At 61.8% G+C, this 25,253-nt stretch carries 22 protein-coding genes; 9 read left to right on the forward strand and 13 right to left on the reverse strand.

Annotated elements, in window-relative coordinates:
* Nucleotides 1-31: 31 nt before the first annotated feature.
* Genes ACR0J5_RS09535 through ACR0J5_RS09550 form a run of 4 tightly spaced genes read right to left on the reverse strand, consistent with a single transcriptional unit; the run spans nt 32 to nt 3,644 of the window.
* The gene (locus ACR0J5_RS09535; protein ID WP_480652668.1) at nt 32-742 is read right to left on the reverse strand and encodes a VIT1/CCC1 transporter family protein; all 711 of its coding nucleotides are present in this window, start codon (nt 740-742) and stop codon (nt 32-34) included.
* Between the two features lie 55 nt (nt 743-797).
* On the reverse strand, nt 798-1,787 hold the full coding sequence (locus tag ACR0J5_RS09540; protein ID WP_480652670.1) for a YcjF family protein: 990 nt from the start codon (nt 1,785-1,787) through the stop codon (nt 798-800).
* Nucleotides 1,780-2,235, reverse strand: coding sequence for an N-acetyltransferase family protein (locus tag ACR0J5_RS09545; RefSeq protein ID WP_480652672.1), 456 nt, complete (start codon nt 2,233-2,235; stop codon nt 1,780-1,782). Before ACR0J5_RS09545 ends, ACR0J5_RS09540 begins: the two co-directional genes overlap by 8 nt.
* On the reverse strand, nt 2,232-3,644 hold the full coding sequence (locus ACR0J5_RS09550) for a YcjX family GTP-binding protein (protein WP_480652674.1): 1,413 nt from the start codon (nt 3,642-3,644) through the stop codon (nt 2,232-2,234). Before ACR0J5_RS09550 ends, ACR0J5_RS09545 begins: the two co-directional genes overlap by 4 nt.
* Nucleotides 3,645-3,751: 107 nt before the next feature.
* Between ACR0J5_RS09550 and truA the strand changes: the two genes are divergently transcribed.
* On the forward strand, nt 3,752-4,519 hold the full coding sequence (gene truA, locus ACR0J5_RS09555; RefSeq protein ID WP_480652676.1) for a tRNA pseudouridine(38-40) synthase TruA: 768 nt from the start codon (nt 3,752-3,754) through the stop codon (nt 4,517-4,519).
* On the opposite strand, the gene ACR0J5_RS09560 is transcribed toward truA, so the two are convergent.
* The 3 genes from ACR0J5_RS09560 to ACR0J5_RS09570 form a co-directional block, all read right to left on the reverse strand.
* The gene (locus tag ACR0J5_RS09560; RefSeq protein WP_480652678.1) at nt 4,516-5,433 is read right to left on the reverse strand and encodes a nickel/cobalt transporter; all 918 of its coding nucleotides are present in this window, start codon (nt 5,431-5,433) and stop codon (nt 4,516-4,518) included. The genes truA and ACR0J5_RS09560 overlap by 4 nt on opposite strands.
* Nucleotides 5,418-6,065, reverse strand: a complete 648-nt coding sequence (locus ACR0J5_RS09565) for a DUF1007 family protein (RefSeq protein WP_480652680.1) — start codon at nt 6,063-6,065, stop codon at nt 5,418-5,420. The genes ACR0J5_RS09560 and ACR0J5_RS09565 overlap by 16 nt, the downstream gene beginning before the upstream one ends.
* A 73-nt stretch (nt 6,066-6,138) precedes the next feature.
* The gene (locus ACR0J5_RS09570) at nt 6,139-6,945 is read right to left on the reverse strand and encodes a thioesterase family protein (RefSeq protein WP_480652682.1); all 807 of its coding nucleotides are present in this window, start codon (nt 6,943-6,945) and stop codon (nt 6,139-6,141) included.
* A gap of 146 nt (nt 6,946-7,091) precedes the next feature.
* Between ACR0J5_RS09570 and ACR0J5_RS09575 the strand changes: the two genes are divergently transcribed.
* Entirely contained in the window at nt 7,092-8,027 is a 936-nt protein-coding gene (locus tag ACR0J5_RS09575) for a 2-hydroxyacid dehydrogenase (protein ID WP_480652684.1), read from the forward strand.
* Nucleotides 8,028-8,034: 7 nt separating this feature from the next.
* Here ACR0J5_RS09575 and ACR0J5_RS09580 read toward each other — a convergent pair whose 3' ends face one another.
* A complete protein-coding gene (locus ACR0J5_RS09580; RefSeq protein ID WP_480652686.1) occupies nt 8,035-8,391 on the reverse strand; it encodes a hypothetical protein in 357 nt (118 codons plus the stop codon).
* A 175-nt stretch (nt 8,392-8,566) separates the two neighbouring features.
* On the opposite strand from ACR0J5_RS09580, the gene ACR0J5_RS09585 reads away from it, so the two are divergent.
* From ACR0J5_RS09585 to ACR0J5_RS09595, 3 genes are all read left to right on the forward strand, one after another.
* Entirely contained in the window at nt 8,567-9,400 is an 834-nt protein-coding gene (locus ACR0J5_RS09585) for a bifunctional allantoicase/(S)-ureidoglycine aminohydrolase (RefSeq protein ID WP_480652688.1), read from the forward strand.
* A gap of 90 nt (nt 9,401-9,490) precedes the next feature.
* Complete coding sequence (locus ACR0J5_RS09590) at nt 9,491-9,814, forward strand: hypothetical protein (protein ID WP_480652691.1); 324 nt, start codon at nt 9,491-9,493, stop codon at nt 9,812-9,814.
* A gap of 54 nt (nt 9,815-9,868) precedes the next feature.
* On the forward strand, nt 9,869-10,855 hold the full coding sequence (locus ACR0J5_RS09595; protein WP_480652693.1) for a type I glyceraldehyde-3-phosphate dehydrogenase: 987 nt from the start codon (nt 9,869-9,871) through the stop codon (nt 10,853-10,855).
* 98 nt (nt 10,856-10,953) lie between these two features.
* Here ACR0J5_RS09595 and ACR0J5_RS09600 read toward each other — a convergent pair whose 3' ends face one another.
* A complete protein-coding gene (locus ACR0J5_RS09600) occupies nt 10,954-11,442 on the reverse strand; it encodes an ureidoglycolate lyase (protein ID WP_480652694.1) in 489 nt (162 codons plus the stop codon).
* Complete coding sequence (gene puuE / locus ACR0J5_RS09605) at nt 11,439-12,857, reverse strand: allantoinase PuuE (RefSeq protein ID WP_480652696.1); 1,419 nt, start codon at nt 12,855-12,857, stop codon at nt 11,439-11,441. The genes ACR0J5_RS09600 and puuE overlap by 4 nt, the downstream gene beginning before the upstream one ends.
* Before the next feature lie 161 nt (nt 12,858-13,018).
* On the opposite strand from puuE, the gene uraH reads away from it, so the two are divergent.
* Nucleotides 13,019-13,375 (forward strand): hydroxyisourate hydrolase, encoded by a 357-nt coding sequence (gene uraH / locus ACR0J5_RS09610; protein ID WP_480652698.1) that lies wholly within the window; start codon nt 13,019-13,021, stop codon nt 13,373-13,375.
* Nucleotides 13,376-13,585: 210 nt separating this feature from the next.
* Here uraH and ACR0J5_RS09615 read toward each other — a convergent pair whose 3' ends face one another.
* Nucleotides 13,586-14,506, reverse strand: a complete 921-nt coding sequence (locus ACR0J5_RS09615) for a LysR family transcriptional regulator (protein WP_480652700.1) — start codon at nt 14,504-14,506, stop codon at nt 13,586-13,588.
* A gap of 96 nt (nt 14,507-14,602) precedes the next feature.
* Here ACR0J5_RS09615 and ACR0J5_RS09620 point away from each other — a divergent pair, with 96 nt between their 5' ends.
* The 3 genes from ACR0J5_RS09620 (at nt 14,603) to ACR0J5_RS09630 (ending at nt 21,856) form a co-directional block, all read left to right on the forward strand.
* Nucleotides 14,603-15,826 carry a urate hydroxylase PuuD gene (locus tag ACR0J5_RS09620; RefSeq protein ID WP_480652702.1) on the forward strand — a complete coding sequence of 408 codons (1,224 nt, stop codon included), beginning with the start codon at nt 14,603-14,605 and terminating at the stop codon, nt 15,824-15,826.
* A gap of 193 nt (nt 15,827-16,019) precedes the next feature.
* Nucleotides 16,020-17,777 (forward strand): autotransporter assembly complex protein TamA, encoded by a 1,758-nt coding sequence (locus tag ACR0J5_RS09625; RefSeq protein WP_480652704.1) that lies wholly within the window; start codon nt 16,020-16,022, stop codon nt 17,775-17,777.
* Nucleotides 17,774-21,856 (forward strand): translocation/assembly module TamB domain-containing protein, encoded by a 4,083-nt coding sequence (locus tag ACR0J5_RS09630; protein ID WP_480652706.1) that lies wholly within the window; start codon nt 17,774-17,776, stop codon nt 21,854-21,856. The genes ACR0J5_RS09625 and ACR0J5_RS09630 overlap by 4 nt, the downstream gene beginning before the upstream one ends.
* A gap of 6 nt (nt 21,857-21,862) precedes the next feature.
* Here the strand turns inward: ACR0J5_RS09630 and ACR0J5_RS09635 are convergent, their stop codons facing one another.
* Together ACR0J5_RS09635 and fdhF are read right to left on the reverse strand one after the other, a co-directional pair.
* Entirely contained in the window at nt 21,863-22,372 is a 510-nt protein-coding gene (locus ACR0J5_RS09635; RefSeq protein WP_480652708.1) for a thioesterase family protein, read from the reverse strand.
* A 91-nt stretch (nt 22,373-22,463) separates the two neighbouring features.
* Nucleotides 22,464-25,247: a formate dehydrogenase subunit alpha gene (gene fdhF, locus ACR0J5_RS09640; protein ID WP_480652710.1), complete on the reverse strand. Its 2,784-nt coding sequence runs from the start codon at nt 25,245-25,247 to the stop codon at nt 22,464-22,466.
* Between the last annotated feature and the right edge of the window lie 6 nt (nt 25,248-25,253).

The following is a 25,253-nucleotide window of genomic DNA, read 5'->3' on the forward strand; positions in this document are numbered from 1 at the left end:
CTTATACGACCCGCTGCGACAATCTTGGCCGTCAGGGATGAAACAATGACCCCACCAGATAAGCGATCATCGCCGCTGCCCCACCGATCAGGAAAGTCTCGCACCCTGACCGCCACCAAGGGGAAAGGGACCAGCGGCTCTTGAAGGCTCCGATCGCAAAGAATACCGCCATGGTCATACAGGCCGATAAGGTAAAAGCCCGATCGAGACCGAACAGGAACGGCAACAACGGCACCATACCCGCGACAAGAAAGGCGATAAACGTCGCCATCGCGGCCTTGAACGGGTGCGGGTCAACACTGCCCAGCCCGTATTCGCCTTCGATCATCAGGTTGATCCAGTTGTCGTGGTTGGCGGTGATTGCCTCCGTCGCCTCATCCAGCACCCGGCCGGACAGGCCCTTTTGTGCCAGAATCTCGCGCACCTCGCGGCGCTCTCCGTCGGGGTAGAGATAAATATGGCGTTCCTCGATGGCACGAATGCGGCGGATATTGTCCAGCTCGGCCTTGGTGCCCGAGTAATTCCCGGCAGCCATGGAAAACCCGTCGGCCAGAACATTGGCAAGACCCAGCGCAACGATGATGAACGGGGACAGCCCCGCCCCCGCGACCCCGGCCACGATGGCAAAGGTTGTGACCGACCCGTCAATGCCACCATAAACCACATCACGCAGAACCCCCCGCCCCGGAGGGGCGTTGATCCGCGCTGCAATTTCCCGCTGGCTGTGTCCGTGATCGGTCATGGCTGGCTCCGGGTTCCGTTATGCAGGTTCCCGGGCCAAGTGACTTTGCGTCAGGTCAAGTTTTGGAAAACAGCCCGCTGAGCGCCCGTTTGATCATCCCGCGCGTCGATGGTTTGTGCCGCTCGGAGAACGGGAGGGGTCGGCAAACCTCCATCGCGGCCACGCCAACCCGCGCGCTAAGGGCGCCGTTTACCAGCCCCTCACCAAAGCGGCGCGATAGCTTGCTGAGGACCGATCCGCCCAGAACAGGTTCTAACAAGTCATCACCCACGGCCACCGCGCCGGTTGCCACCAGATGCACAAAAACCGCGCGGGTCAGCCGCCAACTGCCCAGAAACCCCGCGCGGCCGCCGTAGATTTCAGCCACCCGTCGGATCATCCTGAGTGACGCCGCCAGCGCCGTCACCACATCCGCCAGCGCCAGCGGCACAAGGGCCGTTACGGTCGCGACCTGACGGGCGGCCGCCTCAACCTCGCGGCTGGCGGCGGCGTCCAAGGGGGCCAATACCTCGTCCTCGGCCAGGGTCAGCAGGGTTGCGGCATCGAACTGCTCACCCATGCGTTCTGACAGGCGGTCCCCGCCCCATTGGGTTTCGTCGCGCCCCTTGTAGAACGCGATCAGGCGATTGGTGACCGCTTTGGCCTGCGCCAAATCCGCATCGGCCAGCGCAGCATCAGCCGCGCGGCGCATCCCGTCGACGCGGGACAGCCGCCCGATGGCGGCCAGTTCCCGCACCGCGATGATCAGCGCGACCAGAACCAATGCGCCGATCAACCCGGTTACCACCCAACCCAAAATCGGCGCGCGCAACAGTAGCGAATTCACGAAATCCCAGGCCGCAACCGAGACCACGGCCCCGACCACCGCGAGAGCCAAACCCCAAAACCACCGCGACAGGGCCGAGGGTTTGCGCGCGGCTAACCGCGCCGCCGTCTGCATCGCCTGCCCCCGTGGCGGGGCAATATCGGGCACCGGCGGGGCCTGCGCCACGTCGGCGGCAGGTTCCTCTGCATCCAGATCAATCAGTACCGGACCTTTAGCCATCGGTTGCCCCTTCCCTGCGCCAGACATAGTTGATGTCCGGCAGGTTTTCATCATTCTCTGCGCCGTCGCTGCGGGCAACCTCGACAAAGCCGTTGCGTTCGTAAAACCGGCAGGCGCCGGGATTGGCCTGAAACGCGAACAAAGACAGCTCGGCCCGGCCCGACTTTGCATGATCCAGCAAACGCCGCCCAATCCCGCGCCCGCACCGCGCAGGTGTCAGGTACAGGGAATGCACCTGCGTTCCCTTGAGCGCCAGAAAGCCGATCACCGCGCCCTCCTCTTCGGCTACGGTGACCCAGCCCTGATCGATCATCCACCCGCAAAAACCGATGGTTTCAGCGCTCGAATGCAGCACCGGCATCCAATCGTTATCGCGAGAGAACGTATGCAGGATCTCTCCGATACGGCCCGCATCGGTGGTGCGCGCGGGTCGAAGAGTCACGTTCACAGCCGATCTCCGATCAGGAACTGCGCGGCGCGATCCAGCCGGATATGCGGCGGGCCGTCGCCGGGGCGCAATGTCAGATGCGCAGGCGCAAAGGCCATAAAGCCGAAATCCTCACCCAGCCAGCTGTCGGCCCCGTTGCGGGCAGGCCCCAACAGATGGGCCGGGTCTTCGGGCAAATCTCCGGGGTAAAACGCCGCCTGCTTACCGTCCAGCAAAGTGCCGCGCACGCAGGGCAGCTCTGCCCCGTTATGGGTGCGGATTTCCTCGGTCGTTGCGCGCAGCGCTGCCAACGACAGCGCCGCCGTTTCAGCCCCGGCAAAGCTGGCCCGGTCGCGGGCATCGCGGGTCAGCGCCTCCATGATATGGGTCAGGCGGGGGTGTTGTGTGTGGTGCAGATGATCGGCCTTGGTAGCGGCAAACAGGATACGTTCGACCCGTTTGCCCAGCAGCAGCTGCGTCAGCCACGCGTTGCGACCCGGGCGGAAGGCGGCCAGAATGTCGGCCATGGCGCGGCGCATATCCTCGACCGCTTGTGGCCCTTTGTGGATCGCGCCCAGCGCATCGACCAGAACCACCTGCCGGTCAATTCGTGAGAAATGGTCGCGAAAGAACGGCTTCACCACCTGCGCCTTATACGCCTCAAACCGGCGGGCCATTTCGCGATGCAAGCTGCGACGCGGGGCGGGACCATCGACCGGCAAGGGGGCAAAGGTCAGCACCGGAGAGCCTGCCAGATCGCCCGGCAGCAAAAACCGCCCCGGCGTGCAGTCATAGAACCCGGCCTCCCGCGCGGCGTTCAGATAGTCGGCAAAGGCTTTGGCCAGCGCCTGCGCCACAGGTTCATCATGCGCACCTTCCGGATCAGCCGCCTTGGCCTGCGCCAGAAACGCCTGAGCCTCGGATCGCCGGGCGATGCGGTCCAGAGTCTCGGCCGACCAGACCTCATAGGATTTGTCCAACAGGGCCAAGTCCAGCAGCCACTCGCCCGGGTAATCCACGATGTCCAGATGGATGGTGCGCGGTCCCTGCAATCCGGCCAGCAAGCCGGACGGGCGGGCCTTGAATGACAGGCGCAGCTCGGACACGGCGCGGGTGCTGTCAGGCCAATGCGGTTGCGGCCCGGTCAGCGCAGCCAGATGGTTTTCGTAATCGAACCGGGGCACGGTATCGTCGGGCTGCGGTTGCAGATAGACGGTGTTGATCCGCCCCTCTTGCTGCGCGACCAGCCCGGGCATGCGCCCCCGGTCCAGCAGATTGGCGACCAGAGAGGTGATGAACACCGTCTTGCCCGACCGCGCCAGACCCGTGACGCCCAGACGTATAACCGGCTCAAACAAGGTCTCGGACACGCTGTCGCCGATTGTTTCGACACCGCGCACAAGACTGTCTGCCAGGGATGAGATGACCAAACTGTCGCCCCGCTTTTATCGTTTCGTCCAAGATAGGTAGCCACTGCAGCACATACCAGCGCTTTCCGGCCCTTGCCCGTGATTGCGCGCCGCGTTACCAGCACCCCATGCCTAGATACGCGTTGCAAGTCGAATACCAGGGGGAACCGTTCGCCGGATGGCAGCGGCAAAAGGATCAGCCGTCCGTTCAGGGCGCGATTGAACAGGCCCTGTCGCGCATACAGCCGGGCGATCACACCATCGCCGCCGCAGGTCGCACCGATGCGGGTGTGCATGCGTTGGGTCAGGTGGCCCATTGCGATCTGGTCAAGGACTGGGACCCGTTCCGCCTGTCCGAGGCGCTGAATTATCACCTCAAGCCGCAGCCTGTGGCCATCGTCCGGGCCGCGCAGGTCGATGACGATTGGCACGCCCGATTTTCGGCGTTGGAGCGTCAGTACCTGTTCCGCATCCTCATGCGCCGCGCGCCTGCCACCCATGAGGCCGGGCAGGTCTGGCAGATCAACCACCAGCTGGACGTCGACGCGATGCAGGCCGGGGCCGATATGCTGATCGGGCGGCATGATTTCACCACCTTCCGATCCTCGATCTGTCAGGCGGCCAGCCCGGTCAAAACGCTGGATGAACTGCGGGTGGAGCAGGTTGACGGCTTTTCCGGCCCCGAGGTGCATTTCCACGTGCGCGCCCGGTCATTCCTGCACAATCAGGTGCGCAGTTTCGTCGGCACACTGGAACGCGTGGGCGCAGGCGCGTGGACGCCCGAAGATGTGCGCGACGCGCTTGAGGCTGCGGACCGCGCGGCCTGCGGGCCGGTTTGCCCGCCGCAGGGGCTGTATCTGGCGCGGGTCGGATACCCGGAACCGGTCTTCGACTAGATCGCCCGCATCAACAGCCCGCTGGCAATCACCGCGATCACCAGCCCGGCCACCAGCTCAATTGTGGGGGCCAGCACCGAGGCGAACCGCGTGGCCGAAGCCGACGCCAGCAACCCACCCCGCAACCCGAACGAGGTCCAACCCACCAGCGTTGTCACCAACGCGGTGCCCAGCGCCATCGCGAAAGCACCCGCGATACCGACCATTGCGATGCCCATCTGCCAGGTCAGGATCAGAACGAACAGCGCACCGGTACAGGGCCGCGCTGCGATGCCTGCGATCAGCAGCGCCGCTTCGCGCAGGCTGCCGACCTGCGCCACCTCGTCCGCCGTGGGGCCATGGCGGTGACCGCAATCGGAACAGACACCGTCATGGTGATGATGGTTGTGATCATGATGGTGATGTGCGGTCTCGGCCTTATACCGCCGCGCAAAGCTTCGGATGGCGCGAAACACCAGCCACAGGCCAATGGCTGCGATTGCCGCGTAGCTGATCGGGGCCATGACCTGCTCGGTCGTGCCCACAAGGCTTTCGCGCGACATCTGAAAGATCAGAACCCCGGCATAGACCAGCAAGATAGCTGTCACCGCCTGCCCCAGACTGGACAAAACGCTGATCGCGGACAGACGCCAAAAGGCCACGCGGCGGCCAAGGCCGTACCCCCCGATCAGCACCTTGCCGTGGCCCGGCCCGATGGCGTGGAAAAAGCCATAGGCGAAACAGACCGTCAGCAGGGTCGCGACCGCCTGCGGCTGTTCGGCGCGGGCGGCGCGCAGGGCGCGGGCGATCTGGTTCTGGAAATCCCGCTGCTCACCAGCGGCCCAGGCGGCCAGACTGTCAAAGCCACCACTGCCCCAGAACCACAGCAACAGACCGATGGCGAGGGCGACCGGAACAATCAGGTATTTGGACATGAAACGAAAATCTCGGTCGCAAAGTTTTCCCCGACCAGCGGGATATCGTTTTCCTCAAGGTCGTAATTGGCATCCAGCGTCAGCAGAAAGGCCCGCATCTGGGCCAGCTCTCCGTCAATATCGGGATCAATCCGGCTGATTTCGCAGGACGCGGGACCAGAAACCGTAACTGGCCGGGTCACTTCGTATGCGGTGTAATAGGTCTCATCATAGGCTTTTGCAGTCAGAGAGGCTGCTGAGACCGCCCCTCCTTCGACTGCGCGCAGATGAGAGGACACGATGCGCCCGTCCTCGGTCGTGGCGGTCGGTTCCAGCGGGCGGGACAAGGCCACGCGTTCGCCATCGGCAAAGACCACGAAATCCCCATAAAACCCTTCGTCCCATTGCGCGTCGAACCCGGTCAGAAACCTCTTTTCGCCTTCTGTCAGAACGCCGTCGCCATCCTGGTCCAGCTTCAACTCTTCCAGCTGAAACAGCGAATAAAGCTCATCATAGGCCCAGGTCACGCGGACATGGGTCAACTGGCCGGAGTCGTCCACGATGAACTCGACCCCGGTGTCGATGAAAACATGCGGATGCGCCATGGCCGGGGCGGCGAGGCAGCAGCTTAAAAGGGGTAAGATCCAGCGCATGGGCGAAAGATAGGGGCTGGGCCAAGGCGCGGCAATGCGTTTCACGCTTTGTTTGCAGAAACCAGCCAACGGCTCACGCAGGCGGGAACAGGATCAGCGTTTGCAGCGCAGTGCCCACGGGCCCTTGGGTGTCATAGAGCACGGATTGAGACATACCGATCCCCGAAGGCTGCCAATGACAGATCGAATCCGAGGCCATCCAGTCCGACACCGGTTCACGATGGATTTGTACGGTCAGGTCGGTGTTCATGAACCCCATCTCGGTGGTAGGCGCATTCCATGAGATACCGTTGCCGCAATCGGCCAGCGGGCACAGCGCCTGAATCGGTGACTGCGCCTCGCCTTCAAGCAGCGCGGGCGTGCGCATCCAGACCGTTTTGGGACCTGCGCCCTGATTGCCACCCTTGGGGTAGAGAATGTCCGAATGATTGGCAAAACCCGGCAGATCGTGGCGCACCTGGCCAATCGGAAAGGGGCCTGTGACCGCATCGTCCAACCGGGGCGGCGCGATTGTCACATTGGGAACCGGCCCCAGATCACGACGCACCAGATGCATGGTCGTCGCGGTGGCGCAGAGCGTGTCGTCCAGATCGTGGACCGTCACGCGGGTGGTCGCCAGCGTTTTGGTGTGGCGCGTGGTTTCCGCTGCCACACGCAACCCGGACAGGGGCAGTGGTCGCAACAGATCGACCGTCAGGCGGGTCAGCATCTTTTCGGGGCCCACCTCGGTTTCGGCGGCGCGCACGATCAGGCCGCTGACCGGCCCGGCGTGGCAGTGATCGGCAGACCAAGGGCCGCGCGCGGGGTTGTTGCCCACAAAGGCCCCATCGTCGCGCAGGTGGAAATAGGCCGGACGGCTTTGCTCAGATGTCCCGGTCATGGGTCGCCTCAAACATGTGTTGATCTTGCCTGCTCAGCCGATCCTGGGATCGGGCTTTACCTTCGGCCAAAGAATGACTTAGCTGCGGTGGGAATGTCCAGTCGGCGACAGGACGAAACCACCAGATACACCAATGGGGGCGCTTCATGGCACTTTTGATCGAAACGGGGCTGTCTGACTGGATCCGCGACAGCGATATTGCCCGCGACATTCTGCGGCTTCACCCCGGTCTGGATGTGCGCACACCGGATACTCTGGGCGATCCCGCCGAAATCACAATGATCGCCGTGGCCACGCTCAGCGGCGATCACCCCAAACGCCTGCCCAACCTGCAACTGGTGCAAAAGCTGGGCGCAGGGGTCGAGACGATCGTCAGCCATCCCAGCCTGCCTGCACATGTGCGGGTGGCGCGGCTGAAGCCCGATGCGCCCGCGCAGGAAATCGCCGAGTGGTTTGTGGCCTATGTCCTGCGGCACCAGCGCCACATGGTGTTTCACGAACAGGCTCAGCGCCGCGCCGAATGGCTGCCGAAAGAGCCGATTTATGCACCCGATACCGTGGTGGGCGTTCTGGGTCTGGGCCATATCGGCACGCGCAGCGCCAAAATGCTGCGGGCCGTGGGTTTTCAGGTAATGGGGTGGAGCCGTTCGCCCAAGCAGATCGACGGTGTTACTTGCCTGCACGGGGATGCCGCCCTGCCAGAAATGCTGGGTCAATGCGATCATGTCTGCGCAATCCTGCCGTCCACCGCTGAAACCAAAGGGTTGTTTGACGCACAAATGCTGGCCGCGATGAAACCCGGTAGTCAGCTTTTGAACGCCGGGCGCGGCGATCTGATTGACGAGGCCGCGCTGATGGCCGCGCTTGACCGTGGCACACCCGGCCATGCCGTTCTGGACGTGACCGTGACCGAGCCTCTGCCCGCAGATAACCCCCTTTGGGCGCATCCCGGCGTGACCATCACACCGCATGTTTCGGGCTGGCATCTGGGGGATGCGCTGTCGGATGTGGGGGAAAACTTCCGCCGGCTTAGCGCCGGGGAACCCCTGCTGCACGAGGTCGACAGGGTGCGCGGTTACTGACCCCGGATCATGGCGTCAGAACCCAATTGCCATTCGCATCCCGGCACCGTCGGGTTCTGACCTCACGAATATCATCGGTATTCGGGGGCTCGATAAAGTGTTGCAGATGAACGCAATTGTCCTGCACATCGCGCACGGTGACAGTGCCTTTGGCGTCTGTTTCCGTGCTGGCCCAGCTTGCTTCTTTGCCTACCTGCGGCGTGCCCCCTTCAAACAGAGCATCCGCCGCAGTGGTCAGCAAAGTGAAATCATCCGGGCTCAATCCGGTTTCCGCGATGATTCGCGATAAGGGCTTTGCTGGCACGGCCACTGCTGCCCCCAGAATGAACACCGCCGCCAGAGAAGAAGAAATCCAGGCTTTCATGATCGCCTCGCTTTGCTGAAATAGATTTGCATTCAAGACTATACCGCCAAAGACGCAGGGCCAAGCCCCGCCGTTCGACCTTCAAATAATCCCGAACAAACCTATCGGCGCAGCCCCGCTAGGACCGGCACCGCAATCCGCCCATAGTGCCGGAACCACGAACCAGAGGCACCCGATGGCACATCCCACCTATTACGCGCCCACAGGCGGCCACCCCGGTCAGGATAAGCTCTTGACCGACCGCGCCATGTTCACCGAAGCCTATGCGGTGATCCCAAAGGGCACGATGCGCGACATCGTCACCAGTGCGCTGCCGTTTTGGGACAAGACCCGCCTTTGGGTTCTGTCCCGCCCCCTCAGCGGATTTGCCGAGACTTTTTCGCAATACATCATGGAGGTTCAGCCCGGCGGCGGCAGTGACAGGCCCGAGACGGACCCGCAGGCGCAGGGCGTTCTGTTCTTGGTCGAAGGCGCGGTGACGCTTACTTTGGGAGGCGTCGATCACCAGTTGGACACCGGTGGCTACGCCTATATTCCGGCCGGGTCGGACTGGACGCTGCACAACCGCGCGGATCACACGGCCCGGTTCCATTGGGTCCGCAAAGCCTATGAGGCGGTGCCCGGCCTGCCCTCCCCCGACCCGATCATTACCAATGAGCGCGACGTGACCCCGGTTGAGATGCCCGGAACCCAGGGCCGCTGGTCCACCACCCGCTTTGCTGATCCGCAGGATCTGCGCCACGACATGCACGTGAATATCGTGAACTTTGAACCCGGCGGCGTCATCCCTTTTGCCGAAACCCATGTGATGGAGCACGGGCTTTACGTGCTGGAAGGCAAGGCGGTTTACCGGCTCAACCAGGATTGGGTCGAGGTCGAGGCAGGCGATTACATGTGGCTGCGCGCCTTCTGCCCACAAGCCTGTTATGCGGGCGGGCCGGGGCGTTTTCGCTACCTGCTGTACAAAGATGTGAACCGGCACATGCCGCTTTCCCCGACCAAACGCTAGGCGCGGCAGCAGCTTTTTGCGGTGCAGGGCTTCACAGCAGCGTCTGAATCTGGTGAAATAACAACAGTTTTTTACACTGGAGATTGTTCAATGGTACTGCGCGGATCCCTGCTTGCACTGGCAGCTGTAATTGGCCTGACGGCCCTGGAGGCAACCCCTGTTGTCGCCAAAGAGGCAACCAAAACGGTATCCGTCCTAAGCCGCACATGGGCGGTCACGCAGGTTTCGAATGAGCCGGTTGTTTACCGCGCCACGCGGGACAACAACAACCTCAACCCCTTTGGCCCGCCACCGCGCCTGCGCACCGTTCAGGCGATTGCCGCCATTCAGGCAGCCACCGGCTGCAAGCCGATCACGGCCAGCATGTATCAGAATATCTCGGGCCAGTTCTTTTCTCAGGTCAGCTGCAACTGACACAGGCCCGAAACGGGCATTGAGATCGGCGCAAGCCACTGCCATAGCTTGCGCATGAAACTTGCGATCAACGGATTCGGCCGCATCGGCCGCACCATCTTGCGGCAGCTGCTGGCTTTGCCGCAGGACAGTGATGTTGAACTGGTGCTGATCAACGATATCGCACCGCTTGAAACCTGTGCCTATCTGTTCAAATACGACAGCACCTTTGGTCCTTATCCGGGTTCGGTTGCGGCCACCGAAAACACCCTTGTGGTGGATGGCCGCGCGATCCCCCTGAGCCATAGCCCCGACTTGTCCCGCGTCGATCTGACCGGCGTAGATGTCCTGATGGATTGCACCGGTGTGGCGCGCACGTCAGACGTGGCCGGCCAAGGGCTGACTGCGGGTGCGCGCAAGGTGCTGATCTCGGGCCCATCACCCGCGACCGAGGTGACCATCGTTCTGGGGGCAAACGAGGATCAGCTGGGCGATGCGCGGATCGTATCGAATGCCTCTTGCACAACCAACGGCCTGGCTCCGCTGGTCAAGGTGGTGGACGCAATCGCGGGTATAGCCTCGGCTCATATGACGACGATCCACTGCTATACGAACAGCCAGCCCATGGTGGATGCCCCACGCGGGGATCTCGCACGCTCACGCGCCGGAGCGCTGTCGATGGTGCCGACCACCACCAGTGCCACGCATCTGATCGATGACGTCATGCCCCATCTCGCGGGCCGTATCTCGGGCGCGGCGGTGCGTGTGCCAACCGCCAGCGTGTCCGCGGTTGATCTGGTAGCAACGCTTGAGCGCGGCATGTCCGCCGATCGGTTTCAGGCCGAATTGTGTAAGGCCGTCGACCAGTCGCCTGTTTTGGGCTGGACGGATCAGCCACTGGTGTCGTCCGACCTGCGCACCCGACCTGAATCGCTGGTCATCGCGGGCCCTGAAACACGCGTGGTCGACGACACTCAAGTCCGTATCTTCGGCTGGTATGACAATGAATGGGGATTTTCCGCGCGCATGCTCGACGTCGCCCGCCTGATGGCGGCGTCCTGAACCGGCGCCAACCGCAGCGGGCGGGCTTGCCCGCGCGCTGCCCGGCCCAACGGGTCCTAAGCATCTTTGATGCGCCCGGGACCGGGCGGGAGCGCGCTTTATCCAGCGACGACCTCATAAGGCGCATCGAACCAGACCTCTTCCAGATTGGCTCCCTCTCCGATCCGATCCACCACCGCGAACAAACCCGGCGCATGTAGCGGCGTCAAAACTCCGTGCCACGTGCCCCGGTGATAATTCACCGCTTGTCCGGGCGCGGTGATGAACGCGACGGGCTCACCCGGTTGCCCCTCAATATCCGGGGCAACGATGACCAGAAACGGATGCTGCGTCATCGGAATGAACGTCTGACTTCCCTCCGGATGCCGTTCCACCATATCCACCTGATACGGCAGGCTGCGCGGATTGGCGTTGAACAGGCTGACGCCCGCGCGCCCTTCGGAAAACGACAAAGCCGCGCGATCATGATACCGACCACACTGCCCCTGATTGATGATCTTGTCCGGCTCGCCGGAAACCTCGATCACATCCCCAAAAGGCGCGAACGCCTCAGCCGTCAGCGGTTTGGCAACGATCCGGCGCGTCATGAGGGCAGCACATCCCGCAACCGGAATTCCGCAATGCGCTCAACCTGACGGCAGGCTTCAGCGAATTCCACCTCTCGATCCTGCGCGATCCGCCGCTGAAACGCCTGCAGGATCGAGGCTTTGTCGTGATCGCGCACGGCAATGATGAACGGAAACCCGAATGTCTCGGTATAGCGCTGGTTCAGATCGGTGAAAGTCGCGCGTTCTTCATCTGTCAAAGCATCCAACCCGGCCGAGGCCTGCTCGGACGTGCTTTCCTGCGTCAAACGTTTGGCCTGCGCCAATTTGCCAGCCAAATCCGGATGCGCCGTCAATACGCCCAGACGTTCCGCGTCCGAGGCGGACCGGAACATACGCGCCAACGCATTGTGCAACCCGCCAACGGTGTCATGCGCAGGCCCAAGTTCCAAATCGAACGCACGTTCCGCAATCCACGGCGAATGCTCAAAGATACCACCATAGGCGGCAACAAATTCCTCACGCTCCATCTGCGAGGGCTTCGGCTGCCGCGCTGGTGGGTGATGTGCCTCCCAATGCTCGGCAATCTGCAGCCGCGTGGCGAACCACACGTCATTGAACCCGCGCACGTAGTCCAGAAACCGTTTCAGCGCCATCACCCGCCCCGGTCGTCCAATCAGGCGGCAATGCAGACCAATCGACAACATCTTGGGTGCCCCTGCCTCACCTTCGGCGTAAAGCACGTCGAAACTGTCCTTGAGGTAGGAATAGAACTGATCCCCCGCATTGAACCCCTGCGGCGTGGCAAAGCGCATGTCGTTGCAATCCAGCGTATAGGGCACGATCAACTGATCCCGCCCGCTGGTCTGCATCCAATAGGGCAGATCGTCGGCATAGGTGTCGGCCACATAGGCAAAGCCGCCCTCTTCGGCCACCAGCCGCACGGTGTTTTCCGAACAGCGCCCGGTGTACCAGCCTCGGGGGCGCTCGCCCACAACTTCGGTATGCAGGCGAATGGCCTCGGCGATCTCGGCGCGTTCCTGCGCCTCGGGCATGTCCTTGTGTTCGACCCATTTCAGGCCATGGCTGGCGATCTCCCACCCCGCGGCCTTCATCGCGGCCACCTGATCCGGCGACCGGGCCAAAGCCGTCGCCACCCCGTAGACCGTGATCGGCACATCCTGCATCAACCGATGCAACCGCCAAAACCCCGCGCGCGCGCCATACTCATAGATCGATTCCATGTTCCAATGCCGCTGCCCCGGCCAAGGCGCGGCGCCGACGATCTCGGACAGAAACGCCTCGGATGCGGCATCTCCGTGCAGAACGTTATTCTCGCCCCCCTCTTCATAGTTCAGAACGAACTGGACGGCGATCTTCGCGCCACCCGGCCATTTTGCATCGGGCGGGTTCGCACGATATCCAATCATGTCACGAGGGTATCGGGGCGGCTGCATGCTCTCTTCCATTCCTAAGCGTTTCAACAGCCTTACCCCGGAACGGGCGCGGGGATTATCAAACTAATCCGAACGCTGTTTCCGGTTCTTTCGGCAGTTCCACTGTTATGAACTTTGCGTCAGACTGGACCAAAGCAAAAGACAAAACACAGGAGAGCCCGGTGGCAGGTTATCTGACGACCCATGTTCTGGACACAGCACGCGGCTGCCCGGCCCAAGGGCTGAAAATCGCGCTTTTTGAGGTCAGCGGGGACACCCGCCGCAAACTGGCTGAGGTAGAGACCAATTCAGACGGCCGCACCAACAGCCCGATCCTGCCGCAAGAGGATTTCAAAACAGGCCGTTACGAGCTGGTATTCTATGCCGGGGACTATTTGCGCGCATCAGGTCAGGCCGCCGAAGACCCCCTGTTTCTGGACGAGGTGCCAATCCGGTTCGGCATGTCCGACCCGGAAGCGCATTATCACGTCCCCCTATTGCTCTCACCTTACGGCTATTCAACCTACCGGGGCAGCTGAGCCGCAACGTCCGAGGCTCCCGCCCGTCAGTCGCCCCTTGCGGGGCGCTTCCCGTTGGGCCGGGCGCCACGCCTTTCAGGCGTGGCGCGGCTGCACTAAAATTCAAACGAACCATAGATGTCCCTTCGCGACCGCGCTGCGGCACAGCCGCAGCGCCAAGCCCAACGCTGTGCCGCGCCCGGAGGGCGCAAACAGGAGCGGGAGCTTTTGTTAACCCGAAGCTTCCGAACTGCGCACCACCTTCCCGATACGCGCGATCATGAAATCCATGAACAGGCGCGCCTTGGGGTCCTGATGGCGGCGATGGGTGTAAAGACAGGCCATCTGAACCGGTACCGGGGGCGTCTCGGTCGCGACGGGTACCAAACGTCCAGTGCTCAGATGTTCGGCAACCTCGAATACCGGCTTCATGGCGATCCCCTGCCCCGACAACGCCCAATCCGTCAGCACGTCGCCATCATCACACTCAAACCGCCCCGACACGGCAAAGCGCTTTGGGCCCTCGGGGGTGTCCAACTGCCACTGAAACTCCGTCGCCCCCGGAAACCGCAGGTTCAGGCATTCGTGTTTGCCTGAAATCAAATCTGCCCCTGTGTGTGGCATACCCCGGCGTTGCAAGTATTCCGGCGCGGCGCAAAGCACTCTCTGACAATCGGCAATCTTACGGATGCGCAGGGTACTGTCCTCGGGCTGACCGATGAAAAACGCCAGATCCAACCCCTCAGTCGTCAGGTCCACAGAGCGATCCGTCAGGCGCAGACGCACGTCGATCTCGGGGTAGTCTGCAAGGAAATCCGGCACGTGAGGGGCCAGCAACCGCCGCCCCACCCCAAGAGGCGCCGCAACAAACAAAGATCCGCGCGGCGCTTCGGTCAGGTGAGTAACCTGCGCCTCGGCATCCTCCACTGCCTCAAGAACAGCCGCCGCGCCGGGATAGAACGCCCGGCCCTGCTCGGTCGGGCTGAGGTTGCGCGTGGTGCGCTGAAACAGCCGGACGCCCAGATGATCCTCAAGCTGAGAAATCCGCGCCGAGGTCACGGCGGGCGAAATCCGCAAGTCGCGCCCCGCAGCGGACATGCTGCCCAGATCATAAACACGGACAAAGGTACGGATATTGTCGAGATAGGACATCTTATCGTTTTTTTTGATACAGTTTGACAATATACGGGAATACCGAAGAAAAGCCCGTTTGCCTAGTGTGACAGGACCCTGTCGGAGAGGCCCCTTATGTTCGAATTCGCCGTGTTCTGGGATTGGATGGCGTTTGCCGTGCGCTGGCTGCACGTGATCACCGCCATCGCATGGATCGGATCGTCCTTTTACTTTATCGCACTGGACCTTGGCCTGAACCGCAACATACCCGGCCCGGCGGATGGCGAGGAATGGCAGGTGCATGGCGGCGGATTTTATCACATCCAGAAATACCTGGTCGCGCCCGAACGCATGCCCGACCACCTGACCTGGTTCAAATGGGAAAGCTATGCCACCTGGCTCAGCGGTGCTGCGTTGTTGATGATCGTCTATTGGGTGGGGGGTGAGCTTTATCTGATCGACGCGGAAAAGGCCGATCTGGCGCTGTGGCAAGGCATCCTGATCTCGGCGGCATCGCTGACGGTGGGCTGGCTGGTCTATGACTTTCTCTGCAAGTCGCAGCTGGGGCAGCACCCGACCCTGCTGATGGTGCTGCTGTTTGTGCTGCTGGTGGCGATGGGCTGGGGGTACAACCAGATTTTCACCGGGCGCGCGATGATGCTGCATCTGGGGGCGTTCACCGCCACGATCATGACGGCCAATGTGTTTTTCATCATCATGCCGAACCAGCGCATCGTGGTAGATGACCTGAAAAACGGACGCACACCCGATCCGAAATACGGCAAGATCGCCAAGCTGCGGTCAACCCACAACAACTATCTGACGCTGCCGGTGGTGTTCCTGATGCTGTCGAACCATTATCCGCTGGCCTTTGCGACCGAGTATAACTGGATCATCGCCGCGCTGGTGTTTCTGATGGGCGTGACCATCCGGCATTACTTCAACACCCGCCATGCCCGTGCTGGGAATCCGACCTGGACCTGGGCTGTCACCGCCATTCTGTTCATCGCCATCATGTGGCTGTCCACCGCGCCGATGTACAAACCTCTGGAAGAGGCCGAGGCACAGCCCCTGACACCGTTCGAACAGAAATTCGCCGCTGCCGACGGGTTCGACGAAGCGCATGATATCGTCCTTGGGCGTTGCTCCATGTGCCATGCGCGCGAACCGGTGTGGGAGGGGATTCTCTGGGCCCCGAAAGGCGTATTGCTGGAAACCGAGGGGGACATTGCCCGCAACGCCAAGCAGATATACCTGCAAGCAGGTGTGACTCATGCCATGCCGCCCGCCAATATCACCTATATGGAACCCGAGGATCGTCAAGCGATCATCCGTTGGTTTCGCAATGCCGGGTCCTGACGACAACAGGCCCGGTTAATTCCATCCCGCCTTCGATAAGCTCTTTCCCTGCATCACAACTGATGGTCTAACTGATAGTCAATCAGCCGTCGCACGGCACCGCGCGGCAAAACAGATTTCGACTTGGGGCAGTTGGAGCCAATAGATGCGGGACAGCAAGCCACGGGGCTTCTTGAAACTTTGCCTTGCCGGCATGGTCGCCACCGTTTTGCCCTCGTCCCTGGCAGCACTGGAAACAACCCTGTCTGCGCCCGGCGCACCAAAGGCTCTGGTTGAACGGATCGAGGAGACATCTTCGGTCGTAACCGCCGAAGACCGCGGGCTTGAAACGCCGCTGGAAATCCTGTCAGCCGCCCTGTCCGATTATCGCACCATCGTGCAGATTTTGTATGATGAGGGGTACTTCAGCCCGGTCGTCAGCATCAAGCTGGATGGAACAGAGGCCGCGGATATCAGCTCGCTCACTGTGCCCAATGCGTTCAACCGCGCTGTGATCTCTATTGAGACCGGCCCGACCTTCAGATTCGGCACCGCACGTGTTGCCCCGCTTGCCGCCGACACGATCCTGCCCGAAGACTTCGCACCCGGGAAACTGGCGACAACCGGCGCCATTCAACAGGCCGCCTCTGCCGGGGTTCAGGGCTGGCGCGATGCTGGTCACGCCAAGGCCGGGGTCGAGGGTCAGACCGTCATCGCCCGCCATGCGCAAAACCGGCTGGATGCCGAGATTGATCTGGCCCCCGGACCGCGCCTGACCTTTGGCCGGATGTTCATCAAGGGTGACACCGATGTGCGCCATCATTCGATCAACAAGATCGCGGGTTTTCCGGAGGGTGAAGTCTACTCCCCTGCCGCAATTCAAAAGGTGGGCACCCGGCTGCGCCGCACCGGTACGTTCAGCGTCGTCTCGATTCAGGAACGTGAGACCCCCAATCCCGACGGCACATTGGATTTCGATGCAACCTTCGAAGACCTGCCCAAGCGTCGCCTGACCTTTGGCGTTGAACTGGCGTCAAATGCCGGGCTGGATGTGACCGCGACCTGGACGCATCGCAACGTCTTTCGCCGCGCCGAACGCCTGCGGTTCGAGGCCGCGCTGCGCAATATCGGTGGGTCGGAGGATCTGGATGGTCGCATCGGCCTGCGTCTGGATCAGCCCGACCGGCTGGGCCCGGATGACAACACGTTCTACAGCGCCCTGCTGGAGCGGCGGAATACCGAGAACTACAATGTCAGCGTGGCCTCGGTTGCCTATGGTGCCCGCCGTACGTTTTCGGATCGGCTATATGCCGAAGCCTCAGCCGGGTTCCAGTTTTCCGACGCCGATGACGCCTTTGGCAATGGGCGCAAGTTTCGCTATTTCATCCTGCCTTTCCGGACCGAGTGGGACCAGCGCGACAGCAAGGTCAGCGCCACGCGGGGCTATTATCTGGACGCGCAGGCCATGCCCTTTGCGGGGCTCAGCGGGACTGAAAACGGCATCCGGCTGTTTGCCGATGGTCGCGCCTATACCAGCCTTGGCACCGGTGGGCGCATTGTTCTGGCGGGCCGGGTACAGCTGGGATCTGTGATTGGCCCGGAACTGGATGGTGTGACACCAGATTTCCTGTTCTTCTCGGGCGGGGCTGGGACAGTGCGCGGGCAACCTTTTGAAAGCCTCGGCATTCCCGTCAATGGGGGCGTGGCCGGGGGCAAATCCTTCCTGGGGTTGTCGGGTGAAGTTCGGGGAAAAATCACTGACGCGATCTCTCTGGTTGGGTTTTACGATTTCGGAACCGTGGATACGTCATCTTTCATCGGCAATGATGCGGAATTTCATTCGGGCGCCGGGCTGGGTGTGCGCTATGATCTGGGTGGGTTTGGCCCGCTGCGTCTGGACCTGGCCCTGCCGGTGCAGGGCGACACGGGCAGCGGATTGCAGTTCTATATCGGGATCGGACAGGCATTTTGATACGGCAATACGCATATCCGGTTGTCACCACGGTGCTGATCCTGACCGCGCCGCCCGCCTTCGCACAAGACGAGGATGGTGGCGGCAGCATGCTGGAACGTTTCCTGCAGGACACGCTGTCGGGTGACGATCAGAACGTCACCGTCAAGGGCCTGCAAGGCGCGCTGAGCGCACGTGCGACCATCCAAGAGATCACCGTGTCCGACGATGAAGGCGTATGGCTGACCATCAAGGACGCCGAGTTGGACTGGAACCGGCTGGCCCTGATCCGGGGGCGGTTCTCGGTCAACACTCTGACCGCGCAAGAGATCGACATTGCCCGCGCGCCCGGCACCACCACGAAAGAGGCCCCGCCGCCGTCGGCTGAAACCCAGCCCTTTCAATTGCCCGAATTGCCCGTTTCGGTCGAAATCGGCGAAATCCGCATTGATGAGCTGTTGTTGGGTGAACCCCTGATCGGTGTGTCCGCTGCGCTGTCGGTAACCGGGAACCTGTCGCTGGCGGATGGGGCGTTGGACACAAACATCGACGTCACCCGTCTGGACCGCGCAGGCGACCGGGTGCGGCTGACGGCCGGGTTCGAGAATTCATCGCGTCAGATCACGCTGGATCTGGATGTGAACGAGGCCGAGGGCGGGTTGATCTCGACCGCGCTGAAAATTCCCGACAGCCCCCCGATTGGTTTGACCATCAAGGGCGAGGGGCCACTGACCGATTTTATCGCCGACATCGCCCTGAGCAGCGATAAGCAGCCGCGACTGACGGGTCAGGTCGAACTTCAGGCCGCGGAAAGCGGCGCAGCGGACGGGATCGCCTTTACCGCCGATCTGGGCGGCGACCTCACGCCATTCCTGACCGAGGATATTGACCCGTTTTTTGGCACCAAGACCCGGCTTTTTGTCGACGGTCAGACCAAACCGAACGGCGCATTGGACATTTCCGATCTGGAACTGACCACACAGGCGTTGGATTTGAAGGGTGAATTGCAACTGGCAGAGGGCGGCACCCTGCAACTGGCCGCGTTGCAAGGTCGGATCACCCCGCCCGAGGGCGACACGGTGCTTCTGCCGGGCGGAGGGGGTGAAACCTCGATCGAGGCGGCTCAGGTTTCGGCGCTGTTCGACCAAAAGAACGGCAATCTGTGGGACCTGAGCCTGACCGCCTCGGCCTTTGCAGCACCGCAAGTGAAACTGGACAATGCCCGGATCACGGCGCAAGGCACGCTGGAACAGGGCGACGCCTTTACCGTGACCGGTGATCTGCAGGCCATCGTCGACGGAATCGACCTGAGCGATCAGGCCCTGAACATTGCGCTGGGGGACCGGGTCACTCTGGACGGGCAGTTCGACTACGGCAGCGATCAGTCGGTGAACCTGTCGGGGTTTGAGCTGGTGGGAACCGACTATACGCTGGCGCTGGATGCGCTGATCAACGGGTTGACAACGGGCCTGACGGTGGATGGATCGGCCACGCTTGAGGCGTCCGATCTGTCACGCTTCTCAGAGCTGGCGCAGTTTGATCTGGGCGGAACGGCATCAGCCCGCGTGGAAGGAACCGGCTCGCCGCTGGAGCACAGCTTTGATGGCAAGGTCACCATCGAAGGGCGCGATCTGGTCACAGGGCGCGACGATATCGATCCGGTGATCAAAGGTGAGACGACCATCACACTGGACGCCAGCCGTGGCAGCGACGGCATCACCATTCGCGAATTTGACCTGAACAGCGAGGCGGCACAGGCCAGCGCCAGCGGCGATGTGACAACACCCGATGGCAACCTGACCATCGATGGCCAGGCCAGTCTGAATGCACCCGATCTGTCGGTCTTTTCCGGGCTGGCCCAGCGTGACCTCAGCGGTGCGCTGCAGGCGCAACTGGATGGGAAAGGCACCGTACAGACGCTGGAATTCGACGGAACCGCCAGCGTCACTGCGCAGGATGTCACAACCGGCATGTCCGAGATTGACCCCCTGCTGACCGGCACCACCACACTCAAATGGGATGGCGCGCGCACCGCAGATCAGATCGATATCCGGCAGGCGACGGTGAATGGCACCGCCCTGACCGCGCAGGTCGCAGCTACCATCGATGACCCGACCGGCGATCTGTCCATAGACGGCAGCGCCCGTGTGAACGCCCCCGACCTGTCGCTGTTTTCCGGGCTGGCCCAACTGGATTTGGGCGGCTCGATCTTGGCCAATGCCAAGGGCAACGCGACGCTGGCCAGCAAGACCTTTGATGTGCAGGGCGGCGTTCAGGCAGATGACATACAGACCGGTATCGAACTGGTCGACAAGCTGGTGCAGGGCCGCACAACGCTGACCGTCGACGCCGAGCGGGGCGATGGCGCGGTGGATATCCGCACCTTCAGCCTGCAGGGCACCGCCCTGTCCGCCAACGCATCCGGCCAGCTTGATCGTCAGGCCGGGGGGGTGGATTTCTCGGCCCGGCTGGATGATCTGGCGCGGGTGACAACCCTGGCCTCGGGCCCGCTGACACTGGAGGGCAATGCCGCCCCAACCAGCGCTGGGCTTGAAGGTACGCTGCGGCTGAGTGGGCCAGAAAGTTCTTACGCGGCCGCGACCGGCACGGTTGACGCGGATGGCTCGGCAGATGTGGATTTCGAGGCCAAGCTGAACAGGATTGAGCGATTTGCGCCCGAATTCCCCGGTTCGGTGACAGCAAACGGCAATGCCAAGCGCAGCAACGGCGTCTGGACCATCGATGGCGCGGCCAATGGCCCCGCAGACATCAACAGCACCGTCAAAGGCACGTTCGACGAAAACTCGGGCGAGGCCGACCTGCAGGCACAGGGCGGTGTTAATCTGGGGATTGCCAATCTCTTTATCACGCCCAACCAGATCGAAGGCACGGCCCGGCACAATCTACGCCTCAAGGGTAAACCTGCGCTCAGCTCTCTCAGCGGGACGATCACCACATCGGGCACGTCACTGGCGCTGCCTGAGATCGGGCAAACGATAACCGGCATCAGCGGCTCGGTCGATCTGGCGCAAAGCCGCGCGACCATTTCGCTGAGCGGAGGTATGCGCGCAGGCGGCAATTTCACTGTCTCGGGGCCCATCGACCTGACCCCGCCGCTGAACGCCAACATCGTCACGCGGCTGAATCAGTTGGTGCTGACCGACAAGCTGCTTTACGAAACCCAACTGAATGGTGAGATCACCCTGTCCGGAGCTTTGGCAGGCAACAGCGCCCTGTCGGGTCAGATCACCTTTGAGGAAACGAACATCAATCTGGCCGCCGCCTCTGGTGCAGTCGGTGCGGCCCCTATCCCCGAGATCGAACATATCAACGAAAGCCAAGCCGGCTTTATCACCCGCGAACGCGCCCGTCTGGTGGTGGAAGAGGACGCAGCCCCAAGCGACTCGCGCATATCGCTGGATATCGGCCTGCTGGCCCCGCGTGCCGTCTTTGTACGCGGACGCGGTGTCAACGCCGAGCTGGGCGGAAGCATTTTCATTCGGGGCACCACGGCCTCGGTCATCCCGTCCGGGCAGATCGAACTGATCCGGGGTAACTTTGACATTCTGGGCCGCAGGCTTGCCCTGACCAAAGGGATTGTGACCCTGCAAGGCGACCTGACCCCTTATATCGAGTTCGAATCCTCGGCCAGCACGTCAGATGGGACCGCCACGATTGAAATCGCAGGACCGCTGAACGCCCCTGAGGTCGATGTTTTTTCTGACCCCGAACGCCCCCCCGAAGAGGCGTTGGCCCTGTTGCTGTTCGGGAACCGTTTCTCTGAAATCTCACCCTTTGTGATCGCCCAGATGGCCGCCTCGCTGGCACAGCTGAGCGGCGCTGGCGGGGACGCGACCAAGGGTCTGCGCGACTCGACCGGGGTGGACACGGTGGATATCGGCGCCAGCGAAGGCGGCGCAGGGCGTCTGGGTGCCGGTGCCTATCTGAGCGACAACCTCTACACCGATTTCACCGTCAACACCGAGGGCGATACCGAAGTGAACCTGAACCTGGATGTGAACGACAATTTCACCGTTCGGGGCACGGTGGACGGGCGCGGTGAAACCGGTTTGGGCGTGTTCTTTGAGCGCGACTACTGACGCCTTTCAGCGCCGAATACCAATGGCTTGTCCGACCTGCGGCGCGGTGTCCAATTCGGCATGATCTTGCACCATGCGGGCCAGTCGCGCTGCAGCCCAGTCCGGATATGGCGCAGAGCGTCCCGTGTCATGGCTGACATTCATGAACAACGCCTCTTGTGTGGCGCAGAGCGCATCGTCCGTTTCCGAGATCATCTGCGCAAAATAATGGCCTCGCTTGTGATCGGCGTCCAGCATGCGAAACCGGTAGTAGAACGGCTCGTCCTGCTGCACTTCACGCAGGAAATTCATATGCGATTGCAGGATATACGGCCCCTGCCCCAATGCTGTGACCTGTGGTTCCCCCAGCCCAAGATGGTCGATCATCAACCGTTCCAGCCCCATATCAAACGCCACGCCATAAAAGCCGACATTCATATGGCCGTTATAATCGATCCATTCCGGCAAGACGCGAAACCCCCGAACTTCGACCGGCGCGTCATAGGGGCCGTCATGCCCGGCGGGAGGTGTGGTCATTTTCTTATCCCCCAGATCTCGTAGCAACGCAAAAAGTCACAATATCTTGCTGTCAAAGAAAAAGGCGGCCACTTGGGCCGCCTTTTCAGAGTTATTCTGCCGCGATGGCGTCTTCGATCTTTTCGACCCGGATCGCCGAGAATTTGAACTCGGGGATTTTGCCATAGGGGTCGATGGCCGAGTTGGTCAGGATATTCGCCGCCGCCTCGACATAGGCAAACGGGATGAACACCATATCCTCGGCAATCGCCCGGTCGGCGCGCACCATGATCTCGATCGAGCCGCGACGGGTGGTCAAACGGATCATCTCACCCGGCTCGATCCCCATCAATTTCAGGGTCCGCGGGTTCATCGAGCAGTTCGCCTCGGGCTCAACCGCGTCCAGAACGTTGGACCGGCGGGTCATCGACCCGGTGTGCCAATGTTCCAGCTGACGGCCGGTGGTGGCGATCATCGGGTATTCGTCATCCGGGGCCTCATCGGGCGGGATGACGCTGGCCGGGGTGAACTTGGCCTTGCCGTCCGCGCGCGGGAAACCGTCACCAAACACGATGGACTGACCGGGATCAGTTTCCGACAGAGACGGATAGGTGATCGTCTCGGTCTTCAGGCGGTCCCATGTGATGTTGTTGAGCGAGTTCATCGTCAGTTTCATCTCATCGAACACCTGAGATACATCTGTGTAATCCCAGTTCAGACCGATGCGCTGCGCCAGTTCAACGGTAATCGCCCAATCCTCGCGCGCCTCACCCGGAGGTGTCACGGCCGGACGTACCCGCTGGACCTGACGGTTGGTGTTCGACACGGTGCCGTTCTTCTCATACAGCGCCGAAGCGGGCAGGATGATGTCGGCATAGTTCGCCGTCTCGGTCAGGAAGATGTCCTGCACGATCATCAGGTCCAGCTTGGCCAGCGCGTCACGAGCATGGTTCACATCCGGGTCAGACATGGCCGGATTTTCACCCATGATGTACATGCCCTTGATGTTGCCCTGATAGGCTTGATCGATGATCTCGGTCACCGTCAGGCCCTTCTCGTTCGAGAAGTCGTCCGAGTTCCAGACCTCGTTGAACTTGGCGCGAATGCCATCGTCCGTCACGGTCTGGTAATCCGGCAGGAACATCGGGATCAGACCCGCGTCCGAGGCCCCCTGCACGTTGTTCTGACCGCGCAGCGGGTGCAGACCCGCGCCGGGTTTACCAACGTTGCCGGTCATCAGAGCAAGGCTGATCAGGCAACGCGAATTGTCGGTGCCGTGGATGTGCTGGCTGACGCCCATGCCCCAGAAGATCAGACCGGCCTTGGCCTGCGCAAAGATGCGCGCGACGCGGCGCAGCTGTTCGGGTTCGATGCCACAGATCGGGGCCATCGCCTCGGGTGTGAACTGGCGCAGATGCTCTTTCTCGGCCTCCCAGTTCTCGGTCCAGCGGTGGATGTACTGGCTGTCATAGAGCTCTTCCTCGACAATCACGTTCATGATCGCGTTGAGCATCGACACATCCGCGCCCGGACGGAACTGCAGCATTTCGTCAGCGAACTTGCGCATGCCAACACCGCGCGGGTCCATCACGATCAGCTTGCCGCCGCGCTTGGCGAACTGCTTGAAATAGGTGGCCGCAACGGGGTGGTTTTCAATCGGGTTCGACCCGATGATGATCGCCACGTCGGCGTCCTTGATGTCATTGAACGCAGCCGTCACCGCGCCCGAGCCGACGTTTTCAATCAGCGCGGCCACGGACGACGCGTGGCACAGACGGGTGCAGTGGTCGACATTGTTGTGGCGGAAGCCCTGGCGGATGAACTTCTGGAACAGATAGGCTTCTTCGTTGGTGCATTTGGCCGAGCCAAAGCCCGCAACACTGCGCGGATCTTCGTCGCGCAGGGCCACCAATTTGGAAGCCGCAAGGTCCATCGCCTCTTCCCATGTCGCTTCGCGGAAATGGGTCGACAGGTTCGCGGGATCGACGTTCAGACCCTTTTCGGGGGCGTCCTCGCGCCGGATCAGCGGCTTGGTCAGGCGGTGCGGGTGGTGGATATAGTCAAAGCCGAACCGGCCTTTGACGCACAGTCGGCCTTCGTTGGCGGGGCCGTTGATGCCTTCGACATATTTGACCTTGCCGTCCTTGACCTTCAGCGAGACCTTACAGCCCACACCGCAGAACGGGCAGACACTTTCGGTCTCAGAGTCGTAATCCTTGCTGTCGCCCTTTTGCTGGTCGTCCAAAACGGTGGCGGGCATCAGGGCGCCGGTGGGGCAGGCCTGAACACATTCGCCACAAGCGACACAGGTTGAATCGCCCATCGGGTCGTTCTGGTCGAAAACCACCTGCGCCGTGTGACCACGACCGGCCATGCCGATCACGTCATTCACCTGCACCTCGCGGCAGGCGCGGACGCAGAGGTTACAGTTGATGCAGGCGTCCAGATTGACGCGCATCGCTACGTGGCTGTCATCCAGCAGCGGGATTTTCTCGGCCTCTTTCGCCGGGAACCGGCTTTCGCTGACATCGTTCAGCTTCGCCATATCCCAGAAATGGCTGGAAGTGTCGTGCGCCTCTTCGGGCTGATCCGCGACCAGCAGTTCCATGACCATGGCACGCGATTTCTCAGCGCGGTCACTGTCGGTTTTCACAACCATACCGTCTGCGGCCGGACGGATGCACGACGCGACCAGAGTACGCTCGCCTTCCACCTCAACCATACAGGCGCGGCAGTTGCCATCGGGGCGATAACCCGGCTGCGGTTTGTGGCACAGGTGCGGGATGGTGAACCCTTGGCCTTTCGCGGCTTCCCAGATGGTCCAGCCCTCGGGCACGGTGACATCTTCGCCGTTCAGGTTGAAGGTGACGGTCTTGTTTGGGCTTGCGTCTAGCATGGCTCT

Source organism: Ruegeria sp. BE1 (assembly GCF_056538885.1).